The 13,539-nt window shown below is 70.9% G+C and carries 11 protein-coding genes and 5 tRNA genes; 14 read left to right on the top strand and 2 right to left on the bottom strand.

The genetic code is table 11. From position 1 onward, the window contains the following. Positions 1-3: 3 nt before the first annotated feature. Entirely contained in the window at positions 4-3,531 is a 3,528-nt protein-coding gene (locus AB8O64_RS25750) for a nitrate- and nitrite sensing domain-containing protein (RefSeq protein WP_370421659.1), read from the bottom strand. Positions 3,532-4,002: 471 nt separating this feature from the next. Between AB8O64_RS25750 and AB8O64_RS25755 the strand changes: the two genes are divergently transcribed. The 10 genes from AB8O64_RS25755 to AB8O64_RS25800 all read left to right on the top strand — a co-directional run bounded on the left by AB8O64_RS25755 (position 4,003) and on the right by AB8O64_RS25800 (position 9,290). Next, on the top strand, positions 4,003-4,194 hold the full coding sequence (locus AB8O64_RS25755; protein WP_370421660.1) for a hypothetical protein: 192 nt from the start codon (positions 4,003-4,005) through the stop codon (positions 4,192-4,194). 88 nt (positions 4,195-4,282) lie between these two features. Beyond that, positions 4,283-5,065 (top strand): fumarylacetoacetate hydrolase family protein, encoded by a 783-nt coding sequence (locus AB8O64_RS25760; protein ID WP_365371644.1) that lies wholly within the window; start codon positions 4,283-4,285, stop codon positions 5,063-5,065. Then, positions 5,058-6,536 (top strand): glutamate--tRNA ligase, encoded by a 1,479-nt coding sequence (gltX, locus tag AB8O64_RS25765; protein WP_370421661.1) that lies wholly within the window; start codon positions 5,058-5,060, stop codon positions 6,534-6,536. Before AB8O64_RS25760 ends, gltX begins: the two co-directional genes overlap by 8 nt. Before the next feature lie 298 nt (positions 6,537-6,834). After that, positions 6,835-6,909, top strand: a tRNA-Gln gene (locus tag AB8O64_RS25770). Between the two features lie 49 nt (positions 6,910-6,958). Then, positions 6,959-7,031, top strand: a tRNA-Glu gene (locus tag AB8O64_RS25775). Positions 7,032-7,094: 63 nt separating this feature from the next. After that, a tRNA-Glu gene (locus tag AB8O64_RS25780) sits at positions 7,095-7,167 on the top strand. 12 nt (positions 7,168-7,179) lie between these two features. Continuing rightward, positions 7,180-7,251: transfer RNA gene (locus AB8O64_RS25785), tRNA-Gln, on the top strand. A gap of 26 nt (positions 7,252-7,277) precedes the next feature. Beyond that, a tRNA-Glu gene (locus AB8O64_RS25790) sits at positions 7,278-7,350 on the top strand. Between the two features lie 88 nt (positions 7,351-7,438). Beyond that, positions 7,439-8,332, top strand: coding sequence for an MEDS domain-containing protein (locus AB8O64_RS25795; protein WP_370421662.1), 894 nt, complete (start codon positions 7,439-7,441; stop codon positions 8,330-8,332). Continuing rightward, positions 8,322-9,290 (top strand): anti-sigma factor RsbA family regulatory protein, encoded by a 969-nt coding sequence (locus AB8O64_RS25800; protein WP_370421663.1) that lies wholly within the window; start codon positions 8,322-8,324, stop codon positions 9,288-9,290. The genes AB8O64_RS25795 and AB8O64_RS25800 overlap by 11 nt, the downstream gene beginning before the upstream one ends. A gap of 72 nt (positions 9,291-9,362) precedes the next feature. On the opposite strand, the gene ndgR is transcribed toward AB8O64_RS25800, so the two are convergent. Then, on the bottom strand, positions 9,363-10,091 hold the full coding sequence (gene ndgR, locus AB8O64_RS25805; RefSeq protein WP_130880103.1) for an IclR family transcriptional regulator NdgR: 729 nt from the start codon (positions 10,089-10,091) through the stop codon (positions 9,363-9,365). 128 nt (positions 10,092-10,219) lie between these two features. Here ndgR and leuC point away from each other — a divergent pair, with 128 nt between their 5' ends. From leuC to AB8O64_RS25825, 4 genes are all read left to right on the top strand, one after another. Further along, positions 10,220-11,662 carry a 3-isopropylmalate dehydratase large subunit gene (gene leuC / locus AB8O64_RS25810; RefSeq protein ID WP_361929946.1) on the top strand — a complete coding sequence of 481 codons (1,443 nt, stop codon included), beginning with the start codon at positions 10,220-10,222 and terminating at the stop codon, positions 11,660-11,662. A 6-nt stretch (positions 11,663-11,668) separates the two neighbouring features. Next, the gene (leuD, locus tag AB8O64_RS25815) at positions 11,669-12,262 is read left to right on the top strand and encodes a 3-isopropylmalate dehydratase small subunit (protein ID WP_130880105.1); all 594 of its coding nucleotides are present in this window, start codon (positions 11,669-11,671) and stop codon (positions 12,260-12,262) included. 169 nt (positions 12,263-12,431) lie between these two features. Then, positions 12,432-12,677 carry a hypothetical protein gene (locus tag AB8O64_RS25820; protein WP_130880106.1) on the top strand — a complete coding sequence of 82 codons (246 nt, stop codon included), beginning with the start codon at positions 12,432-12,434 and terminating at the stop codon, positions 12,675-12,677. A gap of 125 nt (positions 12,678-12,802) precedes the next feature. Continuing rightward, complete coding sequence (locus tag AB8O64_RS25825) at positions 12,803-13,507, top strand: HU family DNA-binding protein (RefSeq protein ID WP_130880107.1); 705 nt, start codon at positions 12,803-12,805, stop codon at positions 13,505-13,507. Positions 13,508-13,539: the final 32 nt, after the last annotated feature.

The following is a 13,539-nucleotide window of genomic DNA, read 5'->3' on the forward strand; positions in this document are numbered from 1 at the left end:
CAACTAACGCTCCTGCTGGTAAGTGGGGCCAATGTTGTGACTGCCGGTGGTCGAGCCGTTTCCGGCCTGACGACCCTGCTGGATGCCCCGGCGAAGATTGGTCAGCCGGCCGCGCACGTCATCAGGCGCACGCGAGACCGCCGGACCGGTCGGGTTGTTCTGTTCCTGCTCCTGCGCGGCACCCTCGACGAGGTTCGCACGCGGCACGCGCCGCGGCAGACCGGAAGAGGTGATGCCGCCGGCCGCCGGCTCGCGGAGCTGTTCGGCCCGCTGCTGGCGTTCGTCGTTGGGGTTGCGCCAGTCGTCCGCCGGAGCCTGCTGGGCCTTGGGGGCCTGCGGGTTGCGCGGCGTGCGCTGGGCCTTGGGGGCCCGGTCGCCCTGCGGCGTGGGCGTCGGCTGCGGCTCGCGCCGCGGCAGCGACCGCCCGTTCTTCGCGGGCTGCCCGGCCGTCGGGGCGGACGTGTTCTGAGCGTTCCCGGCGTTCTGGCCGTTCTCGCCCCGGCGCCAGTTCGACTCCAGCTCCTCGAAGAGCGGTGCCCGCCCGTCGCCGGGCCCGGCCGCCGGCAGCTGGCCCGCCTCGGGCCTGCCGCCGGGCTGTGCGAACTGCCCGGTGTCACCGGGACGCTCGAACTGGCCGGTGCTGCCGTTCTGCGCGTTGCCGACGCCGCCGAGCTGCGGGAACGACGACGTGTCGGAGGGCGAGCCGGGCAGCGCGAACTGGCCGGTGTCACCGGGGCCCGCGGACGGCTGTGCGCCCGTCGGCCGGGGGAACTGGCCGGTGGTGTCGGTGCGGGGCTCGTCGCCGATCCGCGGGAACTCGGACGTGTCACCGGGACCGCCGGAACCGGGCTGCGGGGCGCCGGGCTGCGGGAACTGGCCCGTGGTGTCCGGACGCGCGCCCTGTGCGGGCTGCGCGAACCGGCCGGTGTTCTCCACGTCCTCGTGGCCGCGCGGGCTGTCCTGCGCCGAGCGGCGGGAGCCGCCGTCCGAGGCCAGGGGCCAGTCATCGACCGGGGCGGCCGGAGCCGGGGTGCCGGAAGCGGGCGTGGGGGCCGCGGGCGACTGCTCGTTGCCCCAGCTCGGTGCCGCACGGCCCGGGAGCTCGGGAGCGGCGCCGCGGGCGGGCAGCTGCGGACGGCGGCCGCCGCGGTCACCGGCGGGCGGTGTGGCGGAGGGACCGGCCGTGTTGCCCCGGGGCGGGAGCGTGGGACGCTCGCCGCCGCCGCGCGGCGCGCTGTCGAAGAGGCTGCCGCCACTCGAACCAGCGCCGGCACCTGCACCGGCCGCCGGGGCGGGGCGCGTCGGCAGACCCTTGTCCGTCGTGCCGGGGCGACCCGGCAGCGCGGGCCGCGGCCCGCTGGCCGGGGGAACCTGCCGGCGGGGAGCCTGGCCGCCGCCCATGAGGCCGGCCTGCCCGGCGCCCGGGTTGCCGCCGCCCATGGCGGGCTGGCCCGGCATGCCCGGAGCCGGCTTCTTGCCGCCCTGGGCGACGTCGACCGGCAGCATGACGAGCGCGGTCGTGCCGCCCGAGTCGGAGGGCCGGAGCTGAATGCGGATGCCGTGTCGCAGGGACAGACGGCCGACCACGAACAGACCCATGCGTCGGGAGACGGAGACGTCGACCGTGGGCGGGCTGGCGAGCCGCTCGTTGATCGCGGCAAGGTCCTCGGGGGAGAGGCCGATGCCCGTGTCGTGGATCTCGACCAGCACCCGGCCGTCGGGCAGGGCGTGACCGGTGACCTTGACCTTGGTCTGCGGCGACGAGAAGGACGTCGCGTTCTCGAGCAGCTCGGCGAGCAGGTGCACGAGGTCGTTGACCACGCGGCCGGCGACCTCGGTCGGCGGCACACCGCTCAGCTCGATGCGCTCGTACTGCTCCACCTCGGACGCGGCGGCACGCAGCACGTCGACGAGCGGCACCGGGCGGGTCCACCGGCGGCCCGGCTCCTCGCCCGCGAGGACGAGGAGGTTTTCGCCGTTACGGCGCATACGGGTCGCGAGGTGGTCGAGCCGGAAGAGCGAGGAGAGCTGGTCGGGGTCGGCCTCGCGGCTCTCGAGCTCGGAGATGAGCGAGAGCTGACGCTGGATGAGGCCCTGGCTGCGGCGCGAGAGGTTGGTGAACATCGCGTTGACGTTGCCTCGCAGCAACGCCTGCTCGGCGGCGAGGCGGACCGCCTCGCGGTGCACGTCGTCGAAGGCCGCGGCCACCTTGCCGATCTCGTCGCGGCTGTGCACACCGACGGACTCGACGGTGGTGTCGACGTCCTGCGGGTCCGTCTCGGACAGCTGCTTGACGAGCTCGGGCAGACGTTCCTGGGCGACCTTCTGGGCGGTGTCCTGCAGTCGGCGCAGCGACCGCACCATGGACCGGGCCACGACGAACGCGCCGACGAGCGAGATGCCGAGGACCAGGATGATCAGCACACCGTTGAGGATGGCGTCCTGCTGGGCGTCGTCACGGAGCTCGCGCGCCTTCTGGTCCATCTGGGACAGCAGGGTCTGCTCGATCTTGGACATCTCTTCGAGCTTCACGCTGTCCTGGTCGTACCAGTCCATATACGTGTACGGCGCGGACTTCAGGCCCTCGGTCTTGCCGAGCGCGCGCTCGGCGAAGGTGTTCGCCGAGGTGATCTCCGTCTGGCCGCCGTTGAGCGCCTGGAGCAGTTCGGCGGAGTCACCGGCGCGGATCGCGGTGAAGCGGCGCAGCGCCTCGTCCTCGCTGTCCAGCGCGTTCTTGCCGTACTGCAGGTCGTTCGCGGAAAGCCGCGCGCCCTTGGGGTTGGCGAGCGCGGCGCTGATCACGGCCCGCTGGATGGAGGCGTACTCCTTGGCGGAGGAGAACGTCGCCAGCGCACGGGTGCTGGTGATCATGTCGCTGTTGCTGGTGGCCTGGGCCATGTCCTGGGACAGCGACAGCAGCGAGGTGATCAGCGCGTTGTAGTCGTTGACCGTCTGCGCGATGTAGTCGGTCTCCTGGTACGCCTGGAGACGGTGGTTCTTGATCTTGTCGAGCTGCTTGGTGATGTCGACAAGGGTCGTCTGGACGCCGACCATCGTCGGGTCGTTCGACTCGACCTTGGTGGTGGCCTGCCGGAACGCGTCGATGGCGCGGTCGGTCTTCTCACGCGGGGCGACGACGCGGTCGTCCTTGTCGTTGCCGCCGACCAGCGGACCCGCGGACTTGTCGCGCTCCTCCTGGAGCGCGTCCGCGAGCTGGGTGGCCTTACCGGTCATCTCGGTAAGGATCTTCATGTGGTCGAGCTGGTCGACGTTCTCGAGCGAGCCGTCGATACGTAGCGCACCCAGGGTCGTCGCGGCGACCACGGGCAGGGCTAGCAGGGAGACCAGTCGGGTGCTGATGCGCCAGTTGCGCAGGGCTATTCGTGAGCCCGGCCCGTTCGGCTTTTTGGCCTTCGGCTTGTCGGCGGGCTCGCCGCCGCTCGGCGCGTCGGCGGGCGTGCCGCGGTCGGTCGCACCGCGCGGCTCCGGCTCCGCCGCAGCGCTGCCATCCCTCTTGAAACGTCCCTGCACTAGCGTCGCAACCTCTGGACCAGGCGTCCCTCCGGGTGAGCGGCGGGACGGTGTCGAGTCGTGGGGGGACCGCGGTTGCCCCCTGGCGGTCCGTGGAATTCCAGCACAGTGCCGGATCTCCAACAAGGCCGGTGCACGGGGCCCGGAATGCTGTGACGCTATGTGCGGAATGGGTCACCAGATGTAGAAAGTTGCACCCCGTAAAACGCCCCCAATCCGGCAATTCGCCCCACGGACACGAAGGGGCGCCCGGTGTCCCAGTCGCCATGATCAGGAGCGGAACGTCTGGTTCAGCCCTGCAATGTCCGTTTCGCGAGGGTGAAATGTCCGACCGATATGCGGCATTTTTTGATGTACTCGTGAGCAAACTCACAGCAGACTCAGGACTTCTCCAGCGGGCCGGTGGGGAAGGGCAGGCCTAGCCTGGACCTTTACACCCGCTGCGAAAACGACAACGCGAGGCCACTCACAGTGAAGACGACGACGCCGTCCCGGAAGACCGCCAACCCGCGCCGCACCACGCTCGCGCACCTCGAGAACGCCGCGGGGCTGAGCGCCGCGGGCGACCTCGTCCGCGAGCACGCCGTCGAGCTGCCGGCCGTCACCGCCAACCCGCGCCGCACCGTCCTCATGACCGCGCCCGTGGTGGTCCCCCAGGGCTGACCCACGGCGGCGCACGGGCCGTCGGCGACCCCCGCGATAGCCTGGGGTGTCAGTCTCCGGCCGGACCAGATAGGGGCAAAAGCTTCCCGTGCGCATCGCCAGGTTCTCCATCGACGGCAACGTCGCCTTCGGTGTCGTGGAAGGGGACGCCTCCACAGAAGGCGGCCCCGTCCTCGACATCATCAAGGGCCACCCCTTCGCCGAGTTCGAGCGCTCGGGGCAGAAGATCCCGCTGAGCAAGGTGCGGCTGCTGCCGCCCGTCCTGCCCAACAAGGTCGTCGCCATCGGCCGCAACTACGCCGAGCACGCCGCGGAGCTGGGCAATGAGGTCCCCGACGTCCCCGTCGCGTTCTTCAAGCCGTCCACCGCGGTCATCGGCCCCGGCGACCCCATCGCGTACCCCTCCTTCTCCAGCGAGGTGCACCACGAGGCCGAGCTGGCCGTGGTCATCGGCCGTATGTGCCGTGAGGTCCCGCGCGAGCGCGTGAAGGACGTCATCCTCGGCTACACCTGCGCCAACGACATCACCGCGCGTGATGTCCAGGAGCGCGAGAAGCAGTGGGCCCGGGCCAAGGGCTTCGACACCTCCTGCCCGCTGGGCCCCTGGGTGGAGACCGAGCTGGACCCGAGCGACCTCGGGATCATGTGCACGGTCAACGGCCAACAGCGCCAGCTGGGCCGCACGAGCGACATGGTCCGCTCCATCGAGGACCTGATCGTCCACATCACCGAGGCGATGACGCTGCTCCCCGGCGACGTCGTCCTCACCGGCACCCCGGCCGGGGTCGGACCCCTGAACGTCGGCGACGAGGTCGCCGTCACCATCGAAGGCATCGGCACTCTCACCAATAAGGTGATCAAGCGTGGCTAGCGCAACTCCCGTACGCGTCCGTTTCTGTCCCTCGCCGACCGGCAACCCCCATGTGGGCCTGGTCCGCACCGCCCTGTTCAACTGGGCGTTCGCCCGCCACCACGGCGGCACCCTGGTCTTCCGCATCGAGGACACCGACGCGGCGCGCGACTCGGAGGAGTCGTACCAGCAGCTGCTGGACTCGATGCGCTGGCTGGGCTTCGACTGGGACGAGGGCCCCGAGGTCGGCGGCCCGCACGCGCCGTACCGCCAGTCGCAGCGCATGGACATCTACCAGGACGTCGCGCGGAAGCTGCTGGACGGCGGCCACGCCTACTACTGCTACTGCACCACCGAGGAGCTCGACGCCCGCCGCGACGCCGCCCGCGCCGCCGGCAAGCCGTCCGGCTACGACGGTCAGTGCCGGGTGCTCACCCCCGAGCAGAAGGCGGCGTACGACGCCGAGGGCCGCACCTCGATCGTCCGCTTCCGGATGCCCGACGAGCCGATCACTTTCACCGACCTGGTCCGTGGCGAGCTGACCTTCACCCCGGAGAACGTGCCGGACTTCGGCATCGTCCGGGCCAACGGCGCGCCCCTCTACACGCTCGTCAACCCCGTCGACGACGCGCTGATGGAGATCACCCACGTGCTGCGCGGCGAGGACCTGCTGTCCTCCACGCCGCGCCAGATCGCCCTCTACCGGGCGCTCGCCGAGATCGGCGTCGGCAACGGCACCACCCCGCAGTTCGGCCACCTGCCGTACGTGATGGGCGAGGGCAACAAGAAGCTCTCCAAGCGCGACCCGCAGGCGTCCCTGAACCTCTACCGGGAGCGCGGCTTCCTCCCCGAGGGCCTGCTGAACTACCTCTCCCTGCTCGGCTGGTCCCTCTCGGCCGACCAGGACATCTTCACGATGGACGAGATGGTCGCGGCGTTCGACATCAAGGACGTCAACGCCAACCCGGCGCGCTTCGACCTCAAGAAGTGCGAGTCGATCAACGGCGACCACATGCGTCGCATGGACGTGAAGGCGTTCATCGAGGCCTGCGGCCCCTGGCTGAAGGCCCCGTTCGCCCCGTGGGCCCCCGAGGCCTTCGACCAGGCGGTCTTCGAGGCCATCGCCCCGCACGCGCAGACCCGACTGACGGTGCTCTCCGACATCACGGCCAACGTCGACTTCCTCTTCCTCGACGAGCCGGCCCACGACGAGGCGTCCTGGGCCAAGGCCATGAAGGAGGGCTCGGACGCGCTGCTGCGCACCGCGCGCGCCAAGCTGGAGGCCGCGGAGTGGAACCCCGAGGCCCTCAAGGCGGCCGTCCTCGCCGCCGGTGAGGAGCACGGTCTGAAGCTCGGCAAGGCCCAGGCGCCGGTCCGCGTCGCGGTCACGGGCCGCACGGTCGGCCTGCCGCTGTTCGAATCGCTGGAGATCCTCGGCCGCGAGCGCACCCTGGCGCGTATCGACGCGGCCCTGGCGAAGCTCGCCGGCTGACGACACAGGGCCGCCCAGGCGGCCACAGGGCCCTTTCAGGGGCTCGGGGGCCCGTCCCCGCGGTTGTTCGACCGCGGGGGCGGGCCCCGTCGCCTGTGGCGGCCCGTACGGCCGTGCGGGCGCGGGGCGGGCGCCGCGCGAGGTGCCGTGGGGCGTCCGGGCCGGCCCGGCGGGTTATCGGTTTTGGAGCCCCGTCCACCTTCGGGTAATGTTCTTCCTGCGCCGCCCGAGAGGGCCGAGAGGCCGGAGCGGACGGTGCAAGCCCGAGCAAGACCCTTTAACGAAGGTCGAGTTCTGGTGGGGTATGGTGTAATTGGCAGCACGAGGGTTTCTGGTTCCCTTAGTCTAGGTTCGAGTCCTGGTACCCCAGCCAAAGGAAATTCGATCGAATTTCTTTTGGTAAATTAGTAAGCGCAGTGCGAGCCCCCGTTGTGTAGCGGCCTAGCACGCCGCCCTCTCAAGGCGGTAGCGCCGGTTCGAATCCGGTCGGGGGTACAGATCCTGAATTCCGTCACCATCCGGATAACATCCGGAGGCGATGATGAATGGATCGCTAGGGCCCCCGTTGTGTAGCGGCCTAGCACGCCGCCCTCTCAAGGCGGTAGCGCCGGTTCGAATCCGGTCGGGGGTACTGGTATCACCATGGGATATGGTGTAATTGGCAGCACGAGGGTTTCTGGTTCCCTTAGTCTAGGTTCGAGTCCTGGTATCCCAGCGCAGATAGCTCTGCAAACAAAGCTAGCCCCCGTTGTGTAGCGGCCTAGCACGCCGCCCTCTCAAGGCGGTAGCGCCGGTTCGAATCCGGTCGGGGGTACAAGAAGAAAAAATGCCTTTCGCGCGAGCGGAGGGCATTTTTTCGTGCGCTCTTCCGCGCCGCCGGATGCCGCCCCGATAATTCCCGCATGGTCCATCCCCACGGCGGGCGCCGCCGGGTCCACGTCGGCGATCTCCGGCCCGGCGACCACGCGTGCCTCCTCTTCGACTCGGACGAGGAACGAGCCCTGCTCCTGGGCGGCTTCCTGCTCGGGGGCCTGGACGCCAAGGACAAGATCCTCTATCTCGCGGGGGAGGGCGGCCCGGCCGGCCATGACGCCCTGCTGGACCGCTGCCGCTTCCCCGCCGGGCCACCCGACCTGTCCGGACAGCTGGAGATCGTGGGCGCGGCCGAAATCTCCTCGGGCCGCGGGGAGTTCGAACCCGCCGCCCTGCTGGACCGGCTCCGGGCCGCCGCCGACCGCGGGCGCCGGGAGGGCTACCGCGCCCTGCGGGTCGCGGCCGATCTGGGCGCCCTCCTGCGCGACGGCCGCGACGTCCACCGCTTACTGCGGTACGAAGCCCTGCTGGCCGCGGAGTTCATCGACGAGGAGGCGCTGGCCGTCTGCCAGTACGACCTCCGCCGCTGTGATCCCGCCGCGCTGGACACCCTCGCAGCCGCCCACCCCCGGAGCGTCGAAGTGGATCCACTCGTCCGCACGGCCGATCTGGTCGTGGTCCGCACCTTCAGCCCCCCGGGCCTGCGGATCGAGGGAGCGGTCGACGCCGGCTCCCACGGGCACCTCAGGGAGGCCCTGCAGTCGGTCGCGGCCGTCAGGGGCGACGTCCGCCTGGAGATGTCCCGGGTGGAATTCCTCGACCTCGGCGGGCTGCGGCTGCTGATGACCTTCGCCAGGGCCCGCGCCGCCCGCCACTACGCCGTCGAGCTGACGGGGCTGCTGCCCCATCTGCTGCGCGTCATCACGCTCATCGGCTGGGACCGGACGCCCGGCCTCCGGCTCGGGGCCGCGCATGCCTACTGACCACACCGACGGGACCGGATTCGTCCACCACGCCTGCCTGTACGGGAGCGACGAGCAGTTCCTGGCGACGGCCCTGCCGTTCGTCCGGGACGGGCTGGCGGCCGGGGAGCCCGTCCTGGCCGCGACGACCCCCGCCAACATCGAGCTGCTCCGGGACGCCCTCGGTGAGCGGGCACACGCCCTGGACACCGCCGAGACCGCGTACTTCGGCCGCCGGCCCGTGGAGCGCGTCTCCGCCTTCCTGCGCTACCACGACCGCCGGGCCCGCCCCGGGCGGCGGATGCGGATGCTCGCCGAGCCGGTGTGGGGCGGCAGATCCGCCCGCCAGATCGCCGAGTGGAAGCGGATGGAGTCCGGGCTCAATGTGCTGCTCGCCGAGCTGCCGGTCTGGATGATCTGCCCGTACGACACCCGGGCCGTCTCCGCCGACGTGGCGGCGGCCGCCTGCGTCACGCACCCCGTGCGGATGGACGGCGGAAGGGCACACCCCTGCGCGGGCTTCACGGACCCGATGGCGTACGCGGCGGCGATCGGACCGCCGCCGGAGGCCGCCCCGGCCACGGCCGCGCGGATGGGTCCGACGGCCGACCCCTCGGCCGTACGGCTCTTCGCCCGTGAGCGGGCGGCCGCGGCGGGTCTGACGGGCGAGCGGCTCGCCCTGGCCGAGTTCGCCGTCGCCGAGGCGGCGGGCTATCTGCTGGCCGCCGACGGCGCCCGGGTCGCCCTGCGGATCTGGGAGGAGCCGGGCACCCTGGCCTGCGAACTGCTGCGCGAGGACCCCCACGGCGCGAGCGTGCCGGTCTTCGCAGGCTTTCTGCCGCCCGACGAGGCACCGGACCCCGAGGACGGCCTCTGGCTCGCGCGCACCCTCAGCGACACCCTGGAGGTGCGTGCCGAGGGCACCCGCACCCGCCTCGCCCTGCGCCTCGCGGGCCTGCGTGACGCGGAGTGCGGGTGACCGCACGAACGGTCACCCACGGGCGGTCGTCCCGCGGGTGCTCCGCCACGGGCGACCGCCGGCCGGCGCGGCTCAGCCGTTGCGGCGGAGGGCCTCGCTGAGGCGCAGGGCGGCGTCGATGACCGCCTGGGCGTGCATCCGGCCCGGGTGGCGCGTGAGCCGCTCGATGGGGCCGGAGACCGACACGGCGGCCACCACACGGTTCGAGGGGCCGCGCACGGGCGCGGAGACCGAGGCGACGCCCGGCTCCCGCTCGCCGATCGACTGGGCCCAGCCCCGGCGCCGGACGCCCGAGAGCGCGGTCGCCGTGAAGCGGGCGCCCTGCAGACCGCGGTGCAGCCGCTCGGGCTCCTCCCAGGCCATGAGCACCTGGGCCGCCGAGCCCGCCTTCATCGGCAGCGTCGAGCCGACCGGCACGGTGTCCCGCAGTCCGGACAGCCGCTCCGCGGCCGCCACACAGATCCGCATGTCGCCCTGGCGGCGGTAGAGCTGCGCGCTCTCGCCCGTCACGTCCCGCAGATGCGTGAGCACCGGCCCGGCCGTGGCCAGCAGCCGGTCCTCACCGGCCGCCGCCGCCAGCTCGCTGAGCCGGGGGCCGAGGATGAAACGGCCCTGCATGTCCCGCGCCACCATCCGGTGGTGCTCCAGCGCCACCGCGAGGCGGTGCGCCGTCGGCCGGGCGAGCCCGGTCGCCGCCACCAGCCCGGCCAGCGTCGCCGGGCCGGACTCCAGAGCGCTCAGTACCAAAGCCGCCTTGTCGAGAACGCCCACGCCACTCGAGGCGCCACCAGAGTTGTCCATGAAACGATATTCGCGTCTCACAGTGTGAAACGCAAGTTCAATTTTCCGGGATTGGCGCCAACCTGGACGGACAGGACCCCACTGGCACACGAGTTGGGTCGGCAGCGACGCCGGCCGGAGGGACAGCGATGGGACGGACACTCGCGGAGAAGGTCTGGGACGACCACGTCGTCACGCGCGCCGAAGGCGAGCCCGACCTCCTCTTCATCGATCTGCACCTGCTGCACGAGGTCACCAGCCCGCAGGCCTTCGACGGTCTGCGCAAGGCCGGCCGCGGCGTCCGCCGCCTCGACCTGACCATCGCCACGGAGGACCACAACACCCCCACCCTCGACATCGACAAGCCCATCGCGGACCCGGTCTCCCGGGCCCAGCTGGAGACGCTGCGCAAGAACTGCGCGGAGTTCGGCGTCCGGCTGCACCCGCTGGGCGACGTCGAGCAGGGCGTCGTCCACGTCGTGGGCCCGCAGCTGGGGCTGACCCAGCCCGGCACCACCGTCGTCTGCGGCGACAGCCACACCTCCACCCACGGCGCCTTCGGCGCGCTGGCGTTCGGCATCGGCACCAGCCAGGTCGAGCACGTGCTGGCCACCCAGACGCTGCCGCTCGCCCCCTTCAAGACCATGGCCGTCACCGTCGAGGGCGAACTGCCGGACGGCGTCTCCGCCAAGGACCTGATCCTCGCCGTCATCGCCAGGATCGGCACCGGTGGCGGCCAGGGCTACGTCATCGAGTACCGCGGCTCCGCCATCGAGAAGCTGTCGATGGAAGCCCGGATGACCGTCTGCAACATGTCCATCGAGGCGGGCGCCCGGGCCGGCATGATCGCCCCCGACGAGACCACCTTCGCCTACCTGGAAGGCCGGGCCCACGCCCCCCGGGGCGCGGACTGGGACGCCGCCGTCGCGTACTGGCGCACCCTGCGCACCGACGACGACGCGGTCTTCGACCACGAGGTGGTCATCGACGCCACCGAGCTCGCCCCGTTCGTCACCTGGGGCACCAACCCCGGCCAGGGCGCCCCGCTGTCCGCGGCCGTTCCCGACCCCGCCTCGTACCAGGACGCCTCCGAGCGGCTGGCCGCCGAAAAGGCCCTGGAATACATGGGGTTGACGGCAGGTCAGGCGCTGCGCGACATCCGGGTGGACACCGTCTTCGTCGGCTCGTGCACCAACGGCCGGATCGAGGACCTGCGCTCCGCCGCCGATGTCCTGGGGGGCCGGAAGGTCGCCGACGGCGTCCGGATGCTGGTCGTCCCCGGGTCCGTGCGCGTGGCGCTGCAGGCCGTCGAGGAAGGGCTGGACAAGGTGTTCACCACCGCCGGCGCCGAGTGGCGGCACGCGGGCTGTTCGATGTGCCTCGGCATGAACCCCGACCAACTCGCGCCCGGCGAGCGGTCCGCGTCGACCTCCAACCGTAACTTCGAGGGCAGGCAGGGCAAGGGCGGCCGCACCCACCTGGTCTCGCCCCAGGTCGCCGCCGCCACCGCCGTACTGGGCCATCTGGCCTCCCCGGCGGACCTCTCCGGTCCGGCCGCCGCGTCCGATGTCACGACTCCCGTGGGGGCCTGAACAGTCATGGAAGCTTTCACCACGCACACCGGCCGGGCCGTCCCGCTGCGCCGCGGAAATGTCGACACCGACCAGATCATCCCGGCGCACTGGCTCAAGAAGGTGACCCGCGACGGCTTCGAGGACGGGCTCTTCGAGGCCTGGCGCAAGGACCCGGAGTTCGTCCTGAACCGGCCCGAGCGCGCGGGCGCCACGGTGCTGGTCGCCGGCCCCGACTTCGGCACCGGCTCCTCCCGTGAGCACGCGGTGTGGGCGCTGCAGAACTACGGCTTCAAGGCCGTGGTCTCGTCGCGCTTCGCCGACATCTTCCGTGGGAACTCGCTCAAGAACGGTCTGCTGACCGTCGTCCTGCCGCAGGAGACCGTCGACGCGCTCTGGGAGCTGACCGAGGCCGACCCCACCGCCGAGGTCACGGTGGACCTCGTCGCGCGGGAGGTCCGGGCCGAGGGCATCACGGCTGGATTCGACCTTGACGAGAACGCCCGGTGGCGACTCCTGGAGGGGCTGGACGACATCAGCCTGACCCTCCGGCAAGAGGCCGACATCGCCGCCTTCGAGGCCCGGAGGCCTTCCTACAAGCCGTCCACGGCCCGGATCTGACATCAATTTCGGGCCCGAACGGCCCATCGTCCGAGCCCCTTGCCGACCCCGGATTTTCGCTGTTCACCCAGGGTTTGACATGATGCGCCCCCTGTCTTCGGACAGGGGGCGCATCGCTCTGTTGAGGCCCTGTGAAGCGACAACTCGCCTCAGATGGCACAATCGGTGCATGGAACGCGACAGCCAACTCGAGCTCTACCGGCTCGTCGCCGACCAACTCAAGGAAGCGCACACAAGGGTGCGCGCACTGCAAGTCCCGGAGGGCGTACGGATGGCGCTGTCCCGGAAGCTGCTGGTCATCACGGCCGCGGCAAAGCACGATCTCTCAGGCGCGGCAAGGCGTCTGGACCGGCTGATGAACGACCTCGACGAGGGCCGTTTCCCCGAAGAGCCCGACCCCGACGGAACTCCGTGATGGTCGAGTTCGTTGCGGCACAAGGGTGATTAGACCGTTTCGTGTTTGATTTGCGGTATATATCTGCCTAACGTGCGAAAAGGCTGGAACGCATTCGTTCCAGCAATGTCTCCGAAGGGGAAGACGTGAACAAGGCGCAGCTCGTTGAAGCGATTGCCGACAAGCTCGGCGGCCGTCAGCAGGCCGCAGACGCTGTCGACGCGGTACTCGACGCGATCGTCCGTGCGGTGGTCTCCGGCGACCGGGTCTCGGTCACCGGCTTCGGCTCGTTCGAGAAGGTCGACCGTCCGGCCCGTTACGCCCGCAACCCGCAGACGGGTGAGCGCGTGCGGGTCAAGAAGACCTCGGTGCCCCGCTTCCGCGCGGGTCAGGGCTTCAAGGACCTGGTGAGCGGCTCGAAGAAGCTCCCGAAGAACGATGTCGCGGTGAAGAAGGCGCCCAAGGGCAGCCTTTCCGGTGGCGTCAAGACCACCACCAAGGCCGCGGCCAAGAAGGCCACCGCCAAGAAGGCGGCCGCGAAGAAGGCCACCACGGCCACCACCGCGAAGAAGACCGCGGCGAAGACCACGGCGAAGAAGACCACCACCGCGGCAGCGGCCAAGAAGGCCACCACCGCGAAGAAGGCCACCGCCAAGAAGACGACGGCCACCGCCACCAAGGCCGCCGCCAAGAAGGCGACCCCGGCGAAGAAGGCCACGACGACGGCCGCCAAGAAGACCACGGCGAAGAAGACCGCGCCCGCCAAGAAGGCCACGGCGACCAAGGCTCCGGCGCGCAAGACCACCGCGCGCAAGACCACCGCCAAGAAGACGGCCGCCAAGAAGAAGTAACGGCGACGCACGGCGTCACGCGCCGGGCCGGG

This window comes from Streptomyces sp. QH1-20, assembly GCF_041283565.1.
GTDB classification, from domain to species: Bacteria; Actinomycetota; Actinomycetes; order Streptomycetales; family Streptomycetaceae; genus Streptomyces; species Streptomyces syringius.

What these genes read in the sequence shown, in the direction of transcription:
- AB8O64_RS25795 (WP_370421662.1), top strand. Translation starts at nt 7,439, where the DNA reads ATGGTCCATCCCCACGGCGGGCGCCGCCGGGTCCACGTCGGCGATCTC.
- AB8O64_RS25800 (WP_370421663.1), top strand. Translation starts at nt 8,322, where the DNA reads ATGCCTACTGACCACACCGACGGGACCGGATTCGTCCACCACGCCTGC.
- ndgR (WP_130880103.1), bottom strand. Translation starts at nt 10,091, where the DNA reads ATGGACAACTCTGGTGGCGCCTCGAGTGGCGTGGGCGTTCTCGACAAG.
- leuC (WP_361929946.1), top strand. Translation starts at nt 10,220, where the DNA reads ATGGGACGGACACTCGCGGAGAAGGTCTGGGACGACCACGTCGTCACG.
- leuD (WP_130880105.1), top strand. Translation starts at nt 11,669, where the DNA reads ATGGAAGCTTTCACCACGCACACCGGCCGGGCCGTCCCGCTGCGCCGC.
- AB8O64_RS25820 (WP_130880106.1), top strand. Translation starts at nt 12,432, where the DNA reads ATGGAACGCGACAGCCAACTCGAGCTCTACCGGCTCGTCGCCGACCAA.